Below are 18,816 nucleotides of genomic sequence, written 5' to 3' on the forward strand. Positions count from 1 at the left end.
GGGTCGACGCGGACACTCCGCGCAGACTCCCGGTAGACCAGCCAGCAATGGACTGACCCCACGACGCTGATCACCATACCAGCTATGCAGATCAACGGACCAATCATGGGCTTCCCTTTCTGGAGCTCATCCTGAGCACAATCAAATGGCGCCCGCCCTCAAGAGGCTGCACCCTGACCGATGGCGTGTCAAACCCGCGGAGGCATGGTCGCGTCATAGCGCCAGTGCGCGCTGCAGATCTTCATGCTCGAAGGCGCTGGCCATGCGGTTGATCTCAACCGAACGCGCACCGACCGACCTCGCGGCCTCGCGCCAGGTGGCGGTGACCGTGGCCACCTCCTTGATGATTGCGCGCGCTTGCGCGAGCGTCAGGGCGAAGTATTCTGAAGCCTCTTCCAGCAGGTCGAGCGAACAGGTGCCCTCGTCGAGATCGATATTGGTGGTCAACACCCTCGCCTTGATGTCGGTCGGCACCGGATTGAGATCGTAGGCCGGCGACAGCGACCATCCCGCCTTGCCACGCCAGAGGAAGCCGTGGTTGCGCAGATGATCGTCGACATTGGAGATCAGCACGCTGAAAACGACACGGCGATACAGGGCCTGGGCATCGGTCTTGCCCTGTGCGCCATGCTCAGCCAGAGCGTCGACGATCTCGGGATAGCTCCCGCGCTCGCCATCCTTGGCGCCCATCATCGCCATCGCTGACAGGAACGGGATCCGCACGGTGCCCTCGCGATCGAACCGCCGCGACAGCATGACCTTCTTGCCCGCCACATCGATGAGTTCGTGGTGCGGCGTGACGATACCAGCCTGGCCAGCCAGTCGCAGAGCGACCTCCTCCCATGTCTCCATGCAGTATTCATCGGTTTCCTTCGGAAACTTGGCAATGGAGAGATGACCATGCTGATCGACGACCGAGGCCTTCGGACGCGCGCCGCCGAGCGATGAGCCAGGCGCAAAGATGAGCTGGAGGTCCTCGTCGGTCTCCTCATCCCGCAGGATCCGTTCGGTGACCTGCAGGAGGCGTCCGAGCTCGATCAGGGCGGGAACCCCCGCGCGGATCGGTGCCAGGAACGGTTCCTCGCCCACCCGCCGAAATCGCAGCGCGCCAAGCCGGGTCTCGTCAGCGACACCCAGGAGATAATCGCTTTCGGTCAACGTGCGCACCGCACGGCGATCCCGTCCGGCGCTGCGTCGTTCCGCGCGCTGCATGAGGCGGCGTCCCCAGGTGTCGGGCGCGGAGTCGCCAATCGAGCCAAAGGTCGACAGCCCTGCCGGTGGAGCAAAGGCGCCACGCGTAGTGGGGAGAGCAGGCTCAAGCGAGAACCGCTCCGCATCCTTGAGCCAGGCAGGATCGTATTCGAACAGGATGGTCTCACCACCGCGGACACGGTTGCTGTGCGCCAGTCCGACAGGGTGAAGGCGGCCATTCAGATCGACGTGAACTTCGAAGTCAACCATCGCGCGACGGTCCCGCTGGCCGCTTGAGGTGGACACTCTTCGGCAAGTCGGCGCTAGCCAGCGCCTGGCCGACGCTGTCGTTGGCGATATCCGCCACCTGGCTTAGCCCATCCAGCAGCCCAAGCGCCTGGAGGACGCTGGCATAGATGCCGATGCTGACACTGGTGTCTCCGGCCTCGATCTTCTGGAGTGTCGACCTCGACGTGAAGGCTCGCTCCGCCACGACTGCCATCGGCAACCGCCGACGCCGCCGGGCGTCCTGGATGTCCGCGCCGAGCTTGCGCAGCGCGCGCCGCACTGCGGCCGGAGGATTGTGAGGTGTCGGCATTTGTCGTCTTCGCACTACATAATGGGGAAATATGTAGCACGAAGATAGCATTTTTGAAGAGGATTTGTGATTTGCCGTGTCGCCGATCGACTTAGATGTGCGCCCTGAGCAGCCTGTTAGTGTTTCACAGAGTTTACACTAGAGGTCAAAATGTAAACTGTGTGGAGCAATGCCCCAGTGGCTAGCGAGCCAGCACTCCCGACATCGGCAGGACCAACGAAAGCGGTAGGGTGAAGGCAACTGTACAAAGCACGGCCACGACGATCGAGCGCAGGGGAATGGAGCGCGGCAGCCAGCGCGGGACCGGATCGGAGCGCACGCCCGCGTCGAGCAGCATGGGCTCGGCGGCAAAAGCGCGGCGGATCAAGGCGGCACCGCAAAGCGTCTGGGCGAGAAGGTACCTGCGCAAGGTCATCAAGGCGTCCTTGATCGAGGGTCTGCCTTCAAGTGATGCGATTTGCTTGAAAGGTACAATGCGCAGGTGTGGCTGGGTGCCGCTGTTGCATCGGGAAGGCAGCCGATGTCGGCCAGAGACTGCTCGATGGCGAGAGAGAGCGGTGTCCGTGGTTCCGCGCCGAGCAGTTCGACAAGCCGAGTGTTGTCGAGGCGCATGGGATGCCGCCAGACCGGCTCGATCTCGATGGCCTCCCTTGGAAAGCCGCCGAACGGCGCAGCCAGACGCATGAGCCACCAGGGGAACGACCTCTCTGGAACAGAGCGCCCGACGACACCCCGGATCGTCTCAACCAGCGTCCGGCCATCCGCGTCCCACAGCCCCTCAAACTGGAGGCATTCGTGCGGCAACAGGCGGTCCGGGCTATCAAGCAGTTGCGCGAAGGCTTCGGCGAGATCGGGCAGATATGCGTAGGCATGCGGCACGCCCTTGGCCATGGTAGTGATTTTCCGAACCGGCGCGCCGGCGGTCAGCATCGCCTGCGAGACCCAGCTCGACCGGGCACCCGGGCCTAAGAAGTCACCGGCCCGTAGGATCAGGCTAGGGACGTCCGGCGCGGCATCCGCAAGGCGTTGCTCCAGTGCGACGCGGATGCGTCCCTTGCGGGTTTTCGCCGTCTGAGGCGTCGCTGCTGAGATCGCCGGAGTTACGGCCGGGTCGTAATTGTAAACCGTGCCCGGCAGGACGACGCGCGCGCCGTCTACCGCGCGGGCGGCGGCGATCGTGTTGTCGATCATCGGCAGGACGAGCTTATCCCAATCGCGGTAGCCCGGCGGGTTGACTGCATGGACGATGATCTCTGCCGGTCTGCCCTGCCTCGCCGCGCGGATGACGTCTTCGCGGACCATGGCGTCGCCCGAGACGAAGTCCGGTGTCAGGCGTGCGGCGGGCCAGCCTACACTGGCTCTCGCCGGGTCGCGCACCATGGCGCGGACGGACCAGCCGTGATCGGCCAGCGCGCGGGCGATGGCCCCGCCGACGCCTCCGGTCGCACCGAGAACCAGTGCGGTCCGTGAGCTACGTGATAGTTCGGTCATGGCGCTCTCCTTGGGTTGATCCTGCCAAGATGGCGCGTCGAGAGGTCACAAGGAATTGTCAGAAACATCCAGACTGCTTACAAGAAATCTATGAGCATATCAGAGCGCCCTGATGTTGGCTGGGACGACCAGCGCGCATTTCTCGCCGTCATCGATGGTGGTAGCCTGTCGGAGGCGGCACGCAGGCTCGGCCTGTCGCAACCGACGGTTCGCGCCCGCATTGCCTGCCTGGAGAAGGCCCTGGGCAGCGCGCTTTTCACGCGCGCGGTCAACGGGATGGTCCCGACGAAACAGGCGCTCGCGCTCGCCATGCATGTCCGGGCGATGCAGCGCGCCTCGGATGCACTGGTGCGTGCCGCCTCAGCCCCTTCAGATGCGATAGCCGGCGTTGTGCGTCTGAGCGTGTCTGAGGTCGTCGGCATGGAGGTGATGCCTTCGATGCTGGCGTCGCTCCGCGCAGTGCATCCGGAGCTTCGCGTCGAACTCATTCTGTCGAACACCAGCGCAAACCTTCTGGAACAGGAGGTCGACGTTGCCATTCGCATGACGCCGCCCAAACAGAAGGCGCTGGTCGCACGCAAGGTCGCGACGATCCCACTGGGTTTCTACGCGCACCGTCGCTATCTCGAAGCCCGTGGTGTGCCGGCCACGATCGCGGAGTTTTCCACTCACGACCTGATCGGCCCTGATCGGTCTCGGAGGGATCTTCTCTTCGCCTCGCAGATCTTTCCCGAGTTGCCGCCAGAGCGCTTCGTTCTCAGAACCGATAGCCATCCCGCGCACCTTGCCGCTGCCCGCGCCGGCCTCGGCATCGCCGTGGCGCAGGTCCCGTTGGCCCGGAGATACGACGATCTCGTCCGCGTCCTTCCGGACCTCCAGGTCGCGGCCCTAGAGACGTGGATCGTCCTGCATGAGGACTTGAGAGACACCCCGCGCGTGCGCGCGCTGAGAGACCATCTTGCCGCCGCATTCGTGGATTTTGGCCGTGGCTGAGGCTGAGGCTGAGGCTGAGGCTGGCGTGTGACAGATTGGCCGCGCGGGTCACAGGTTCACTTAGGAGTTTTTTAACACAATCCGGACAAAGCTGCCGTACGGATGGCCGCACATTCTCTACACTGCTGCCGACAGGACGGCTTGGTGCTACGGCCCTACACCTTGCCTCCTACGTCAGAAGCGCACTCCGCGTATCCGCCACATTTGCGACTGACCCCGGTGAGAGTGAGAATGAAAACGGCCGTAGGTAAGAACACCATGGCGACACCGCCAACGGCATCCGAGAGCAAGCCCCCCAGGAGCGGCAATGCGAATGCGACGAGGTAGCCCACAAAGGTGATCCCGCCGGTCAGGCGCGCGACATTCGACTCCGCGGTCACGACGGGCGGCAGCGACATAATCAGAATGAGTTGCAGTGATGCGGCAAAGCCAGCGACGAGGGCGCAGAGATAGCCGACCGGGCCGGGCACGAAGCCGAAACCGATCATGCCGGCAGCAGCGACGATGCCAGTCATGACGACCGGGCGGCGGCGACCGATCCACGCCGCCTTCCACCAGAGCATGGCTAGGGACGCCAGCAACGCCGTGGCGTTATAGGCAACGATCAGGACTCCGAGCCACGCGGCGTCCCCCCGCGCAGAAAGGGTCACGTCCATGTAGGCGTTGATACTAAAGAACACGGCAATCGACCCGGCCAGCCAGAGACCAAGCTCCCATGTCCGGCCGTCCGGCCAGTCTGGCGCAACTGGAGTAGGACCGCCGGGCTTGGCCTTCTCCCCGGTAAGCAGGATGAGCAGCGCGATCACCGCGGCCGGTATTGCCCAGAGCGCCAAGGCCATGCGCCAGTCCTGCCCGGCCAGAGGCACCACGACTGGCAATGTCGCCCCGGCCCCTAGAAGCTCACCGACCATCATCCCGTTCAGATAAACCGCGCTTCCCATGGCCGCCTGTGCAGGAAGCCAGCCCCGCACGGCGCTCGGCAGGGCTGTCTGAAACATCGCAATTCCGATTCCCATGCCAATGGTGGCCGCAAACAGTAGTACCGCTGACGAGGTCCATCCGCGAGAGGCCGACAGCACGGCACTGAGGAGGAGGCCGACTGCAATCGTCCGGGCAGGACCGATCCGCGCTATGGCCCATACGGCAAGCGGCGCAGCCAAAGCGAGAACCACAACCGGAACGATGGTCAGGGCGCCCGTGCCGGTGGTCGACAGCTTCAGATCTTCTGCGATCCGACCCGCGAGCGGCGAAACCGCGAGCACCGGGATTCGTAGAAACAGCCCGGTCGCCCAGAGAAGACAGAGAATACTGATCTGCCGTGCAGACCAAGCGGAATACCCCTTCACCACCATCATCGCGCCGCATCCGGGAAGTTGCGAGCGATGCTTGCGACGTCTTCGCCTGCGGTGAACGGCAGGGTAACGAAGGCAACTGCGGGCCCTCTTTTTGCGAGGAGAGGTGAAAGGTTGAGCGGCATATCTGTGATCTCCGATTTGGAAAGTCTCGAGACGGGTTCTGCCAAACCGAGGAGGCCACATCTCGCCTGATCAGGCCGCATCTGATACGATCCTGCCATAATGTTCGGAGTGGAATGCCATGGTCCCGGGGATATACGATTTTGACGTGGCCCGGGCGCTCCGGCCTCGGGCAAGCCTGCTCCGCTCCGGTGTCACGGCCTCAGGCATAGGATTGGCCGTCTGGGAGCAGCGCAGGGGTGAGGTCCATTATCGCGCGGCAGACCACCATACGTTCAGCCTGTATCTGCGAGGCGGCAGCCAGGTCCGCGAGGTCTCCAGCACCGCGGTCCGCCCGAATTCTGCGGGCTCTCCCGGAGCTATATGCACCCTGCCCGCCGGCGACTGCTTCGCCTGGAACAACGAGGGCTACCTCAGGTGGCTGCACGTCTATTTCAGGGACCGCCACATGAGCTTCGCATCCGGCAGCACCTCGACTACGCCCGCGCGGGTCCTGTTCGGATGCGATCCCGCCTTGCGAGAGCTTTGCCAGCGGTTTCTTCTCGTGCTGGATTGGGCGGACCCCGACCAGAACAGCGTTCTGGATCATGCCCTGATGACCTTGCTGGCGCGCTCGCTCGCGATCGAAAATGTGACCAGCGATTTCAGGGCCCCCAACGGCGGCCTGACGGGCGCGCAAAGGCGTGCCGTCGAGGACACCGCCGAGACATCTCTCGCCGACCGGATCACCGTCCGCGATCTTGCCGAAGTCAGCGGCCTGAGTCCCCGCCAGTTCTCGCGCGCCTTCACCGTCAGCTATGGGACATCGCCCTACGAATGGGTCTTGCGCCAACGCGTGGAGCGCGCCCGTGATCTGCTCGCCGATGGAGAGAAGGCCCGTGATGTCGCGGTGCTGTGCGGCTTCTCATCACAGACCCACATGATCCGCCGGTTTCGGGCTGTGTTCGGCTACACCCCGAACGCGGTCCGGTGAAACGGCTTCTGCCACGCAAGCCACGCAAGCCTGCGCTGCAGCATTAAGCAATTTGGGCCCGAACCGGACTTGCGGCAGCGCAGCGGCCCGGCCGGGCCGCCACAGCAAGATGCGGCGTCGCTCCCGGCCCTGACCTGCCGTTCAGTCCCTTGCCGATCGCCGCGGTGCAGCTTCACTAGACCGGCCATTCGTCCATCGCGCAGCATCATCGGAGGATGAAGGTCGGCAGGGCGGACCTTCCTGCCGTTCGCTGCGACCGCAGCCTGCTCTAGGTCGAGCGTCGGCAATGCGCAGGAAGCGGCCCGATGGCGATGCGGCGAGGCACCCGCAGCAAAACCAAGAAAGCGGACATCCGTGCGCGGCTCAGCAATCGCAGGCGGCAGCATGATCACCAGGCAAGCTTAGCAGCGCCGCAAACTTGTCCGGGAAATGGGGTCCACCAAAATATCCCGCTCGGAAGTGGTCGCCTTGGGCTCAGGACCGTGAGCCGAACCGCGCCTTGGCGGCCTCGGTTTCCGGCATGTAGAGGCTCACCAGATTTCCCTCCGGGTCCCGCAGTTGGAACGTGCGATTGCCCCAGGGCAAGAGCTTTGGTTCATGGACGACATCCAGCCCCTTCAGACGCTCGAAGTCAGCCTCGATATCTGCCACCTGAAGCTCGATGATGGAAGTACGGTTCCCCGCGGCCTCGGCACTGCCTTCCTGAAAGAGCGCCACGGTCTCTTCCGAACCGATGGCCAGCGATGCGCCGGGCGTCACGATCTCCGCGAAGACGGGGGCCAGCCAGTCGGCCTTGGCGCCCGTGACGGTTTCATAGAAGGCCACCAGACCCCGGACATCCCGCGCGATGAGGCGGACAGAAGCAAGTTTCATCGTCATTTCCTTTCTTGCCGGCACTTGACCGGTTGGCTGCCCTTCTAGAGAGGTCCTGCTGACAGCATTGTGGCAACAGGAAACCGGATGCGTAGCACCGACCGACTTTTTCAGATCATCCAGATCCTGCGCCGCACGCCGCGCCCCGTGACGGCCGCTGCCATCGCGGAAGAGCTCGAAGTGTCACGTCGGACGGTCTACCGGGATATCACCGACCTCATCAGTCGCAGGGTCCCGATCCAAGGCACAGCCGGTTTCGGCTACACGCTGGACGACGACTACGAAATGCGGCCTCTGGCCCTTACCCCGGCCGAGACCGAAGCGCTTGCCCTGGGAGCGCAATGGGTCAGCCGCCACCCCGATCAGGCGTTGGCCCGTCTTGCACTGGACGCCTTGTCGAAGATCCGGCTGTCCCTGCCGGAGTCCAGTCGTACGGTGTTGGAACAGCCCGCATTGGGTGTGGCGCCGATTGCGGCCGCGCCGGGGACTGTGCTCGATACCACGTCCATTCGGGACGCCATACGTCGATGGCGCGTGATGACGTTCCGCTACCGTGCTCTCGATGGGGTCGTCAGCCAGCGCAACGTCTGGCCGATCCTGCTCGGCTACGACGCGACCCGCTGCCTGTTGATTGCCTGGTGCGAGGAACGGGATGCCCTTCGCCATTTCCGCCTGGAGCGGATGTCCCACATCGAGGTTCTCGAACGAAGGCCGCCGAAACGGAGGACGGATATGATGCGGCTATGGCGCGCGGAACAAGGAAAGACGATCGGTGCTGGGGACCACAAAGTGTAGGTCGTGATGGGGGCATCCGCGGTACCAACTCAATATCGAGGGGCGGTTTTCGTCTGAGCCGGACGAATGCACCCGCAGCAACCTTCGGAACGGCCCCGAGCCGTTTGGGCTCGAAGTAGCCATGCGGCGGTGCAGCAGTCTGGGCAAGCCTCCAGGACGGGGCATATGGCGCTCGCGGCCCTGACCTGCCGTTCAGTCCCTTGCCGATCGCCGCGGTGCAGCTTCACTAGACCGGCCATTCGTCCATCGCGCAGCATCATCGGAGGATGAAGGTCGGCAGGGGGGACAAAGCGGACATCTGGTCATGCCGACTTGCAATGTAAAACGAACGTTTTACATTCATATCCAAGGACGCCAGAGGAGGTTCCCATGGACATGACCAGAAAACTCACCGCCGCCGCCGAGCGGCTCTTCGATCGGCACGGCTACATGGCCACCGGCATCGACCGGCTGACGGAGGCTGCGGGGATGTCGAGCCGCACGCTCTACAAGCACGCTGGCAGCAAGGCCGCCCTCATGGCGCGCGTGCTGACCGAGCGTGAACGGCGTTTCATGGCCCGGATCGACGTGCGGACCATCGACGCCCTGTTCGCAGCTCTTGAGGACTGGGTTCGGGTGGAGGGCTGCCGGGGCTGCCTGTTCCTTCGCTCGCGCGCGGAAACGGGTGGCGATACGCCGGAGATCGCCGAGGCGGTTGCGCTGCACAAGGACGCGTTCCATGAGCGGGTCGGTGAGGTCGTCGCAATGGACCTCGGACGCGAGGACCCGGCACTTGCAGAGCAGGTTCTGGTTCTCTTCGAGGGCGCGACCCACGCGGCTGTCTATCGCGGAGCGGATGCCGTCTCAGCGGCTCGGGCGGCGGCGGCCGTCCTGCTTGAAAGGGCGCGCGCATGAGCCCGGCCCTTCGCATCGGCGCGACGGGCTTCGCCGTCATCGCGGTCTGCTACGGCTTTGCCCGCTTCGCCTTCGGCCTGTTCCTGCCGCAGATCGACGGAGAACTGGGCCTCGGCCCCTCCCTCGGCGGTGTCATTTCGGGCGGCTCCTTCGCCGGCTATTGTGTCGCCATCGTCGCCTCGGCCTTCCTGACCGAACGTCTCGGCGCGCGCGCCGTCGCGACAGGCGCCGCCCTCGTCGCGGCGATCGGGATGGCGGGCATCGCGCTCGCGCCATCGAAGCTGATTCTGGCCATCGCAGTTGTGGTTGCCGGATCGAGCACGGGCCTCGCTTCCCCGCCCATGGCTGCCGCGGTCGCCGATGCAGTCGGCAAGAGCCGGCAAGACCTGACGAACACGGTGATCAATGCGGGTGTGAGCGCGGGCGTGGCGCTGTCTGGGCCAATCGCGCTTGGCCTCGCGGGACAATGGAGATTGGTCTTCGGGGCTTTCGCCGCCGTCGCGCTGGTGCTGGCCGTCGCGTCCGCGATCTCGCTTCCTGCCGCCTCGGGCAGCGGTCGTGCAGGTGGCCTTCCCCCGATGACGGGACCGGTCCTGCGGCTGATCTCCGCCTCCTTCCTGATGGGGGCCGCGAGCACCGCGCTATGGTCCTTCGGGGGCCAACTCGTCGCGGAGCAGATGGGCTGGGGGGCGACCGGAACCGGCCTTCTCTGGAGCTGCATGGGCACCGGGGGACTGGCCGGAGCCTGGGCCGGCACGCTCGTTGGCTGGCTCGGTCTCGATCGCGTCCACTGGGCCTTCCTCAGCCTGATGGCAGCCAGCATCCTGTCGGTCGGCTTCGGCCTCGGCCCGATCCCCACGCTCGTCGGAGGAGCCGTTTTCGGTGCGGCCTACGTGATGCTCACGGGGGTCTACCTCATCTGGGGCACTCACGCCCTACCGGACCGGCCTGCAACCGGCCTCATGGTCGGCTTCCTGACCATTGCCGTGGGCCAGACCGTCGGCGCTCCTCTCTTCGGACTTCTCTTGGCGGGGCCGGGCGTCGCGTCTGCCGTCATAGGTTTCGCCGCCGTCGCGCTGATCGCCGGGGCCTTCCGGTCAGGGTCGGCGGTCGGTGGCGCAATTGTGTAGCCCGGGCGCGAGCGGCACTTTCTTCAGACGACGTGGAAGGGCTCGAAGCAGACCTGCGGCGGCGCGGCAGGCCCGTCGCCTTGGCGCGCCAGGCCCGCGGGCGCTGACGGCCCTGACCTGCCGTTCAGTCCCTTGCCGATCGCCGCGGTGCAGCTTCACTAGACCGGCCATTCGTCCATCGCGCAGCATCATCGGAGGATGAAGGTCGGCAGGGCGGACAAAGCTGCCGTTCGCTCGACTGCTCAGATTACGCTGTCCCTGAGCAGACACGCGTGAGAAAGGCGGACGGAGCAGGCGCTTTTCCAAGCCCACTCCCCACGACGTGCCCCAATGCTCAGGCTATGCCTTCTCCTCGATGATCTCAGTTTGCTCACCCACGAGGATGAGGGTGTTCTCATGGTCGAGGAATGTTTTCTCGTCGGGGAGAACCTTCTGCTCATAGGTTTCTGACTCAAGCACGGCTTTCATCCCCTCGGGGCTGTCGAACCAGATCTCGGCGGTGCCATCGAAGTCGGATTGCGCGACAGGAAATTCGCCTTCGGTCGGGTGGGTCTGGATATAGCGAAGCACATGGGTCTTCGCCTCCGGGATTGAACGGAACAGCGGCCCGTGCGTTTCGCGATGGTGCCGCACGAAGGCCGCGTGATCGATATCCGGATTGCGCTTCAGAAGCATTGTCATCTTGATCATGGTCTTGATCCTTCAGGGATGGGGGGTCCAGCGGGGAGCCGGGGAATCCGTGGGCAGGTCGATGCCGCCGGGATAGGTCAGCAGCTCGAACAGCGTGCCCCAGGGGGCGCGGCCGTAAATGCCCGCATTGCCCTCGTTGTCCTCGTTGTTGGCAAGCGGATGCGGGCCCTTCAACAACGTGCCGCCGGCGGCCGTAAAAGCAGCGCATGCCGCATCGATATCGTCGACGTAGAGGCCGAGATGAGTGAGCCCGAGATCCTGAAGGCGCGCAGGATCGGACTGTGTCCCGTCCTCCATTCGGAAAAGCTCGAGGCACGGCCCGTTGCCAATCCGCACGAGGCGCATGTGTGTGATCCGTGTGCCTGGCGACAGACCAAGTTCCGCCTCTGGCCCTTCGCCTTCCATGTCGGGCCCTTCCTTTGGCAACACGTCGTAAAGCGTAACCGCCCCGAATGCGTCGGACAGAAAACGGGTCGCGGCCTCAATGTCCGGCACCGTAAGGCCCGCATGGTCCACGGCCCGAATGCCCGGGGCCGAGACCTGTGCGCCGGCAAAGCAGGCAAGGTCGGTCACACTCGAAGCACCTCCTGTGGCAACCTCCTCGAGCGCTGCGTTGAACTCTTGGGTATGGGGTTGGGAAAGGTGCGCCTCGAAGGCCGCGTCGTCGCGGTATTCCTCGAGCATCACCACTGCACCGTTGCCTTCGCTGAAGGCCTCGAAGCGAATGTTGCCCGCTTCACGGCGCACCTCCTCGGCCAGTGTTTCCACCAGTGCTGCCAGCCTGTCGGTCTGGCCCACCTTGGGCGTTGCCCTTGCGATCATCGTGCGTGTCATGGTCATCTCCGCCTTGGGATGCTGCGCTGCGGCAGTCACTCGGCCAACACGTCCCCGAGACCGTCCGTTCCCTTGAAATCTGGACTAAATGAATGTTTCGGCTAATTTTTTCTGAAACTTCAGCGATGTGGAAATTTCCCAATGATCCAGTCCGTCACCCGCGCCCTCGAGATGCTCGAAACGATCGCCCATGCAGGCGGTGCTGCCTCTCTTGGAGAGATCGCCGAAGGGGCAGGCCTGAAAACGACGACCGCACACAATATCCTGAGAACCCTCCAAAATGCGGGCTACATCCGACGTCGCCCCGGCGACATGCGCTATCATCTCGGCGATCGCATCCTGAACCTTGCCCGGGTGGTAGGCGATGACGATGCCCTGCGCCGCCGGCTGCGCCCCGCTCTGGAGGAGATGGCTACCCGAACCAGTGAAACTGTATTCCTCGCCGTCCCTTCCGGTGACGAAGTATATTTTCTTGACGCGATCGAGAGCCCGCGCACGTTGCGCGCCTCTAGCCAGTGCGGAGAGCGCCAGCCGATGGCAGGCTCAGCCATCGGTCTTCTCTTCCTGGCGTTTCTTCCGGCCCTGCGCCGCCGGATGTTCGACGTCCACGCGCCCCGCATCGGTCCGGGGATCTCGGCCGAAATCGACGCGATAGCTGAACGCGGCCATGCTCTTGATCAAGAGAACTGGTGCCCCGGCCTAAATTGCGTTGCCGTCCCCTGGCGCGACGATGGCGAAGTCCGCGCAGGCTTTGGCCTCGCCGGACCGAGCAGCCGACTGACTGCCACCCGGCTGGACGAAATGGCGCAGATCATGCGGGAGCTTGCGTCAGACGTGTCCGCTCCATGTCGGGGCTGACACATGTCGCAAAGGGCTCGAAGCAGACCTGCGGCGGCGCGGCAGGCCCGTCGCCTTGGCGCGCCAGGCCCGCGGGCGCTGACGGCCCAGAGCTGCCGTTCAGCTCTGGTTCACCTTGCTGCAGTACGGCCAGCCAAAGTTGCCGTTCGTGGCATCTCCGAGCTCTGATCGCGGTCGGAGGACGGCTCTCCGCCATCGCGCTCGCGGCTCTCGTCATCTATTGGTTATAAAATCTGAGCCGCGCTCTCGATTAGGAGGTCGACACCCTCCTCTCCACAGCGGAGCCTCGACCGTCTCGTCTCGCGGACGCCTTAGTCAGGCGCGAACAGCCTCCACCCCGCGGCGTCTCTGAAGGAGCACGAGGACGAAGGGAATGGCGAAGGCGACCGCGCTGGCCAGCAGCACCGCGGCGTAGTCATACCCCGCCCGGATCACCGCGCCGCCCACCACGGTACCAAGACCGTTGCCGAGGTTATGCGCCGCCTTGCGGCAGACCATCTGAGGTCATCCCCATTTCCCAGGCAGGTTTGCAGCGCTGCCAAACTTGCCTGTTGATCATGCCACTGCATGAAGGTCAGGGCCCTGATGGGCCTCGACCGCTTTTTTGCTTCCAGTTGCCGATTGACACCCGAGGGTCAATATAATTTTCGAAAAAATGCAATAACTTACCAAGAACCACGACTGAGTCAATGCAAAGATGGTCGCAGCGAAGGTCAAAGCCTTTGGTATTCGACGACTCGTGAGCGCGCCAGCGACAGACGGAACCGGTCCGGCGAGAAGCGCGTCAGGCAGATGCGGCGGCCCATGGCGGGAAACAGCCAGCGCCCGTTGCCGAGCGGCGTCAGCACTACCTCGGTCGCGCGCGGCCCCACGCCCCAGCGCAGACGATCCCCGCAAATTTCAAAAAGCGCGCCGTCGCTGACCCAATGCCCATCCAGCCCGGGCGCATCCGCCGCGCCGCTCCCGGCAGACACCGGCAAAAGCCGCACCGGCCTGTGGAACATCTCACCGACGATTGCGCCATCCGTGCAGCGCAGCCGCATCATGGACTGCGGCGCGGCGCTTTCGACCCCGCCATCGGGCGCGGCGAACAGCGCCTCTTCGGCGTCGCGCACAGAGATCGCGCCGGGCCGCACCTCGGCCCATAGATCGCCGCTCGGGGCGGCGTAGAGCCCCGGCGGCGCCCAGTTACCCGCCGCCTCTCGGTGCAGCCGCCCGCCCCGCATCCTCGCCCAGACCCGCGCAGCGATGCCGGTGGCATCGCCGTCGTCGCGGTTGCTCAGCACGACCAGCGCCCGCGCCTCATCCGGCGCACAGAGGAACCCGGCGCGATAGCCCGGCTGCGCCCCGCCGTGCCCGGGCACCGCCTCGCCCGCGATCTGCAAGAGCCGCAGACCAAGCCCGTACCCCGTGGCCTGCCCCGAGGCCAGCGGCAGCGACCGGGCCATCCGCGCGAACTCCGGGCGCGGCATGAGATCGGCGAGCCAGAGCGCCAGATCCGCCGCCGACCCTGAAAGCGAGCCCGCCGCCGACAGATGCATACCCTGCGCGCCATGGCTCCAGGCGGTTTCGCTCGCGACATGACCCAGCACCAAGCCGGGAACCGGGTCGCTCCAGTGCTCGGAGGCGCGCATGCCAAGGCCAAGCCTTCCAGCCCGAGCCGCGACCCATTCGGCAAAGACCACCCCGCGCCGCTCAAGAGCCGCCTCGAGCAGCCGGTAACCGCCGTTCGAATAGGCGACCTCGGTGCCCGGCGCGGCGTTCAGCCGGTCGATCCGGGCCGACCAGTCCAGCAGTGCCGCCGCTTCGGTGCGATCGAGCGCGCCAAAGCCGAGCAGCGTCAGGCTTTCGCGCGTGTCGGGCACGCCGCCCTGCATGGCAAGCGCCTGCGCCACGGTGACGGCGGCAGGGGCCGGCGCAAGCTCCGGCAGCGCCGCGCCAAGCGGCATCTCGAGCGGCAACGCGCCGCTGTCGAGCACGCAGGCCGCAAGCACATGCTTGGTGACGGATGCCCAGCGGAACACGCTGCCCGCGTCAAGCGCCGCGCCGCCGGGCACGGCCCGGCCGCGGGCGGCAAGCGGATGCAGCCCGCCCCGCTCGACACCCAGCACCACCGCGCCCGGCCCTTCGCCATCCCAGCCCGCGAGTTCCGCTTCTGCCGCCGACTGCGCCGCGACCCAGTCTGCCTCAGCCATGGTGCGGACGCCTTTCTGCCCAGAACCCCCAGAGCGTGCCGGCAATGATCAGCAGCGCACCGCCAATCGTGGTGAGCGTCGGCGCCTCGAGGAAGAAAACCGCGCCTATCAGCGCCGAATAGACCAGCCTCAGGTAGTCGAAGGGCGCCAGCGCCGTCGCCTCGCCGACACGGAACGCCAGGAAGTTGAGGCTCTGCCCCACGGTCGACAGCGCGCCGATGCAGAGCAGCAGCAGCCATTGCTCGGGGGTGGGCGTCACCCATGACATCGCCGCCGGAACCGCGAGGATCGTACCGACGCCCACCGCCTGATAGGTGATCACCGTACCCAGTTTCTCGCTCTGCGCCAGCTTGCGGACGATCACCATGATCATCGCCACGGCCGCCGCCGAGAGAAGGGCCAGCAAGGTGTATCCATCGACCTGCGCGCCGCGCGGATCGGTGATGATCACCACCCCCACAAACCCCGCGATGATGCCAACCCACCGGTGCGCCCAGACGATCTCATGCAGGATCAGAATAGCGAAGATCGCCACGAAGAAGGAGCGCGAGAAACTGATCGCCACGGCGTCGGCCAGCGGCAGGTGGACCATGGCGGTGAAGCCAGCGGTCATCGCCACCGACGACAGCCCGACCCGCGCCAGATGCAGCCTCGGGCTGGCGGTGTGGAAGGCGTCGCGCGGATCGCGCAGGATGCGCGGCAGCATCGCCCCGGTCATCACGATCTGCCGGATGAAGAGGATTTGCACAACCGGAATGGTCGATCCGACGGTCTTGATGAGCGCGGTCATCACCGTCAGAACCAGCCCGGCCATGACCACCCAGACCGCGCCCTGCAGGTTGGTGGGCAGCGCCGCGATCCGCAGGCGGAGCCGCTGTGCAACATCCTCGGCGATACTCATGAGCGGAACGTGGGTTGGGGCGGGAGAAGCAGATTGCATCCAATAAAACATGCGTCCAGCATCCAAAAAGGCTCCCACTCCAAAATATCACGTCCCGACGCCAGTCCTACGCCCGAAGATTTCAACTTACAAGGCTGGTTGGATACAATATTGACAATGAGCGTTATGCAGCACGCCTTCATCCTTGCGCCGCGCCGCCGACTGGATACAAAAGGCCGGAAAGGGAGAACGCGATGTCGACACGCGGCCAGCAGGTCATGCGCCATATCAGGGAAGGGATCGCCGAGGCGCGCTATCCCGGCGGCAGCCGGCTGAACGAAGTCGATCTTGCCGAGCGCATCGGCGTGTCGCGGACCCCGGTCCGCAATGCGCTCTCGGTTCTCGCGGCAGAGGGGCTGCTCGATTACACGCCCAACGCCGGTTACACCGTGCGCCGCTTCACCGTCGAGGACATCGCCCGGATCTTCCGCGTCCGCACCGAGCTCGAGGGGCTGGCAGCGCGGCTTGCCGCCGAGAACGGGCTCTCCACCGCTGCCGAGGCCGAGCTGCGCGACCTGCTGGCGCAGACCGCGGAGCTGGTGGACGCGCAGCGCTGGGACGACGAGATCCGCAGCGCCTTCCTGCCGATCAACCGCCGCTTTCACGATACCATCCGCGAGGCCGCGCAGAATCCCTTCCTCGCCGATGTCGTGCGTCGGGCCAACGAGGTGCCGCTGTTCAACCTGATCCGCTGGCGCTGGTTCGACGCCGACCTGCTGCGCCAATCCCAGGACGAGCATCTTGAATTGTTCGATGCGCTGCTGCAGCGCCAGCCGGAACGCGCCTATCGCATCCAGGCCGAGCACACCTATCGTTCGGGGCGGCGGATGATCGACAACTGGTCGCGCACCGAGGACGAGATCCGCGCAGGCCGCGCCGCCAGGACAGGGTAGAGCGCGGCAGCCGCCGCGCGGAGCCAGCGGCTGCCGCTACGGCAAACTATGCCGGATCGGACTTGAATCTTTCCAAACAGTTGTTGGAAACCCGGCGCGCGATCGGGTCGACTTCTGCTGCGCGCAGGCCGCAGCAGACAGGAGCCCCGATGAACCACCCAAGCCCGGTTGCCCCCGTGTCCATGTCCATGTCCGACTACGTCGCCCTGCCCGAGGCCGGCGGCGCGTCGCTCTCCGCCGACGGCAGCCAGATGGCCTATCTGTCGAACGCGAGCGGGCTGAACCAGATCTGGCTGTGCGACATGCAGGACGGTCGGCCCTCGGGGCCGACCCGGCAGATCACCGAGCTGTCCGAGCGCGTGGTTTCCGTCGCCTTCGCACCCCGCGGGCGCGACCTGATCTACACCACCGATTGCGGGATGGACGAGCGCTACCAGATCTGGCTGATCTCCGGCACCGAAGGCCGCCCGCGCCCGCTCACCACCGCCCTGGGGCGGGTGCATGTCTGGGGCTGCTGGTCCGCCGATGCCACGCAGGTCGCCTTTGCCAGCAACGAGCGCGACCCGCGGCTGATGGATATCCACGTCATGGACCTCGCAACCTTCGAGCGCCGCCGCGTCTGGGAGGGCGCGGGCCATGTCGAGCCGCTGGCCTTTGCCGCCGACGGCCGCCTGCTGCTCCGCGACTGCCGGCGCTCGATGCGCGATCAGGATCTGCTCTGGCTCGACCCCGGCACCGGCGTGGCAACCCCGGCGCTGCCGCACGCCGGTCCGGCGCAATACCTGTCGGTCAAGCTTGATCCCGATGCGCGCGGCGCGCTGGTCCTGACCGATCAGGGCTGCGACGCGCCCCGGCTTTGCCGCGCCGATTTCACGGCGCAGACGCTCACGCCGCTGCACGAGGTGGCGGGCTGGGAGATCGAGAAGGTTGTGCTCTCGCCCGACAAGACAAGCGCCGCCTGCGTGGTGAACCGCGACGGGCTGCTGCGAATCGAGATGGTCGATCTGGCGACCGGCACGGCGACCGATCTGGGCGCGCCGGGTGGCGGCGTGATCGGCGCTCTGGCCTTTGCCCCGGGGACGCGCCGGCTGATCCTCGATTTCGCCAGCCCCACGGAGCCGGGCGCGCTCTGGGGCTGGTCCGCCGCGGATGGCTTCACCCGGCTCTTCGCCGATATCGCCGCCCGCCCGGTCGCCAGCCATTGCACGCCCGAGGTGCTGCGCTTCGACAGCTTCGACGGACTGGCCGTGCCCTATTTCCTCTACACGCCCGCCGGCACCCCGCCCGAGGCCGGCTGGCCGGTGCTGTTTCTGGTCCATGGCGGCCCGGAATCGCAGTGGAAGGCGCAGTTCCGCGCCGACATCCCCCACCACCTGCAGAACGGTATCATGGTGGTGGCCCCGAACGTGCGCGGCTCGTCGGGCTATGGCCGGCGCTATTGCGCCGCCGACGATCTCGAGAAGCGCATGGACGCGGTGCAGGACCTCATCGCGCTGCGCGATCACATTGCCGCCCGACCCGATACCGACGCCGCGCGCATTGCCGTCGCCGGGCAAAGCTACGGCGGCTTCATGACGCTCGCCGCGATGACCGAGGCACCGGAGAAATGGCGCTGCGGCATCGACATCTACGGCATCTCGAACTTCCCGACGCTGATGATGACGACCGGCCCGTGGCGGCAGGTGCTGCGCGCCGCGGAATACGGCGATCCGGTGCGCGACGCCGAACTGCTGCGCCAGATCTCTCCGATCACGCGGATCGACCGCATCGCCGCGCCGCTGCTGATCGTCCACGCCACCGACGATCCGCGCGTGCCGATCGAACAGGGCGAGCAGGTGCTCTCGGCGCTGCGCGGGCTCGACCGGCCGGTCGACTACCTGCGCATCGAACATGAGGGCCACGGCTTCTCGCGCCGCGCCAACAAGAGCTGCGTCTTCGAGACCATAGCCACCTTCCTCGCCCGGCATCTCTGATCCCCCGCAACGACAACAAG

General features: G+C 65.6%; 19 protein-coding genes. 8 read left to right on the forward strand and 11 right to left on the reverse strand.

Translation table 11 applies throughout. The features are described from left to right. Positions 1-213: 213 nt before the first annotated feature. From CEW88_RS19050 to CEW88_RS19065, 4 genes are all read right to left on the reverse strand, one after another. Positions 214-1,461 (reverse strand): type II toxin-antitoxin system HipA family toxin, encoded by a 1,248-nt coding sequence (locus tag CEW88_RS19050; RefSeq protein WP_108969749.1) that lies wholly within the window; start codon positions 1,459-1,461, stop codon positions 214-216. Next, entirely contained in the window at positions 1,454-1,789 is a 336-nt protein-coding gene (locus CEW88_RS19055) for a helix-turn-helix domain-containing protein (protein WP_108969751.1), read from the reverse strand. The genes CEW88_RS19050 and CEW88_RS19055 overlap by 8 nt, the downstream gene beginning before the upstream one ends. Before the next feature lie 181 nt (positions 1,790-1,970). Continuing rightward, the gene (locus CEW88_RS19060; RefSeq protein ID WP_108969752.1) at positions 1,971-2,204 is read right to left on the reverse strand and encodes a hypothetical protein; all 234 of its coding nucleotides are present in this window, start codon (positions 2,202-2,204) and stop codon (positions 1,971-1,973) included. After that, positions 2,204-3,280, reverse strand: coding sequence for an NAD-dependent epimerase/dehydratase family protein (locus CEW88_RS19065; RefSeq protein WP_108969754.1), 1,077 nt, complete (start codon positions 3,278-3,280; stop codon positions 2,204-2,206). Before CEW88_RS19065 ends, CEW88_RS19060 begins: the two co-directional genes overlap by 1 nt. Positions 3,281-3,370: 90 nt before the next feature. Between CEW88_RS19065 and CEW88_RS19070 the strand changes: the two genes are divergently transcribed. Next, positions 3,371-4,273 (forward strand): LysR family transcriptional regulator, encoded by a 903-nt coding sequence (locus tag CEW88_RS19070; protein ID WP_108969756.1) that lies wholly within the window; start codon positions 3,371-3,373, stop codon positions 4,271-4,273. A 155-nt stretch (positions 4,274-4,428) separates the two neighbouring features. Here the strand turns inward: CEW88_RS19070 and CEW88_RS19075 are convergent, their stop codons facing one another. Next, positions 4,429-5,628 (reverse strand): MFS transporter, encoded by a 1,200-nt coding sequence (locus CEW88_RS19075; RefSeq protein ID WP_159099679.1) that lies wholly within the window; start codon positions 5,626-5,628, stop codon positions 4,429-4,431. Positions 5,629-6,196: 568 nt separating this feature from the next. Here CEW88_RS19075 and CEW88_RS24600 point away from each other — a divergent pair. Next, entirely contained in the window at positions 6,197-6,721 is a 525-nt protein-coding gene (locus CEW88_RS24600) for a helix-turn-helix domain-containing protein (RefSeq protein ID WP_159099680.1), read from the forward strand. A gap of 474 nt (positions 6,722-7,195) precedes the next feature. Here the strand turns inward: CEW88_RS24600 and CEW88_RS19085 are convergent, their stop codons facing one another. Next, complete coding sequence (locus CEW88_RS19085) at positions 7,196-7,600, reverse strand: VOC family protein (protein WP_217626461.1); 405 nt, start codon at positions 7,598-7,600, stop codon at positions 7,196-7,198. Between the two features lie 81 nt (positions 7,601-7,681). On the opposite strand from CEW88_RS19085, the gene CEW88_RS19090 reads away from it, so the two are divergent. The 3 genes from CEW88_RS19090 (at position 7,682) to CEW88_RS19100 (ending at position 10,413) form a co-directional block, all read left to right on the forward strand. Continuing rightward, entirely contained in the window at positions 7,682-8,389 is a 708-nt protein-coding gene (locus CEW88_RS19090; protein ID WP_108969763.1) for a helix-turn-helix transcriptional regulator, read from the forward strand. Between the two features lie 369 nt (positions 8,390-8,758). Then, entirely contained in the window at positions 8,759-9,283 is a 525-nt protein-coding gene (locus CEW88_RS19095) for a TetR/AcrR family transcriptional regulator (RefSeq protein ID WP_108969765.1), read from the forward strand. Then, a complete protein-coding gene (locus CEW88_RS19100) occupies positions 9,280-10,413 on the forward strand; it encodes an MFS transporter (RefSeq protein ID WP_108969766.1) in 1,134 nt (377 codons plus the stop codon). The genes CEW88_RS19095 and CEW88_RS19100 overlap by 4 nt, the downstream gene beginning before the upstream one ends. A gap of 339 nt (positions 10,414-10,752) precedes the next feature. Here CEW88_RS19100 and CEW88_RS19105 read toward each other — a convergent pair whose 3' ends face one another. Then, positions 10,753-11,103, reverse strand: coding sequence for an EthD domain-containing protein (locus tag CEW88_RS19105; RefSeq protein WP_108969768.1), 351 nt, complete (start codon positions 11,101-11,103; stop codon positions 10,753-10,755). 12 nt (positions 11,104-11,115) lie between these two features. Further along, a complete protein-coding gene (locus tag CEW88_RS19110; protein ID WP_217626462.1) occupies positions 11,116-11,937 on the reverse strand; it encodes an antibiotic biosynthesis monooxygenase in 822 nt (273 codons plus the stop codon). Between the two features lie 141 nt (positions 11,938-12,078). Between CEW88_RS19110 and CEW88_RS19115 the strand changes: the two genes are divergently transcribed. Next, positions 12,079-12,795 (forward strand): IclR family transcriptional regulator, encoded by a 717-nt coding sequence (locus tag CEW88_RS19115; protein ID WP_108969769.1) that lies wholly within the window; start codon positions 12,079-12,081, stop codon positions 12,793-12,795. A 315-nt stretch (positions 12,796-13,110) separates the two neighbouring features. Here CEW88_RS19115 and CEW88_RS19120 read toward each other — a convergent pair whose 3' ends face one another. The 3 genes from CEW88_RS19120 to CEW88_RS19130 all read right to left on the reverse strand — a co-directional run bounded on the left by CEW88_RS19120 (position 13,111) and on the right by CEW88_RS19130 (position 15,891). Beyond that, positions 13,111-13,293: a hypothetical protein gene (locus tag CEW88_RS19120; protein ID WP_108969771.1), complete on the reverse strand. Its 183-nt coding sequence runs from the start codon at positions 13,291-13,293 to the stop codon at positions 13,111-13,113. A gap of 215 nt (positions 13,294-13,508) precedes the next feature. Then, a complete protein-coding gene (locus tag CEW88_RS19125) occupies positions 13,509-14,990 on the reverse strand; it encodes a serine hydrolase domain-containing protein (RefSeq protein ID WP_108969773.1) in 1,482 nt (493 codons plus the stop codon). Continuing rightward, positions 14,983-15,891 carry a DMT family transporter gene (locus CEW88_RS19130; RefSeq protein WP_159099681.1) on the reverse strand — a complete coding sequence of 303 codons (909 nt, stop codon included), beginning with the start codon at positions 15,889-15,891 and terminating at the stop codon, positions 14,983-14,985. The genes CEW88_RS19125 and CEW88_RS19130 overlap by 8 nt, the downstream gene beginning before the upstream one ends. Before the next feature lie 233 nt (positions 15,892-16,124). On the opposite strand from CEW88_RS19130, the gene CEW88_RS19135 reads away from it, so the two are divergent. Next, a complete protein-coding gene (locus CEW88_RS19135; protein WP_108969776.1) occupies positions 16,125-16,823 on the forward strand; it encodes a GntR family transcriptional regulator in 699 nt (232 codons plus the stop codon). A gap of 149 nt (positions 16,824-16,972) precedes the next feature. Further along, positions 16,973-18,796 (forward strand): S9 family peptidase, encoded by a 1,824-nt coding sequence (locus CEW88_RS19140; RefSeq protein WP_108969778.1) that lies wholly within the window; start codon positions 16,973-16,975, stop codon positions 18,794-18,796. Positions 18,797-18,816 lie beyond the last annotated feature (20 nt).

Source organism: Alloyangia pacifica, from assembly GCF_003111685.1.
GTDB classification, from domain to species: domain Bacteria; phylum Pseudomonadota; class Alphaproteobacteria; order Rhodobacterales; family Rhodobacteraceae; genus Salipiger; species Salipiger pacificus_A.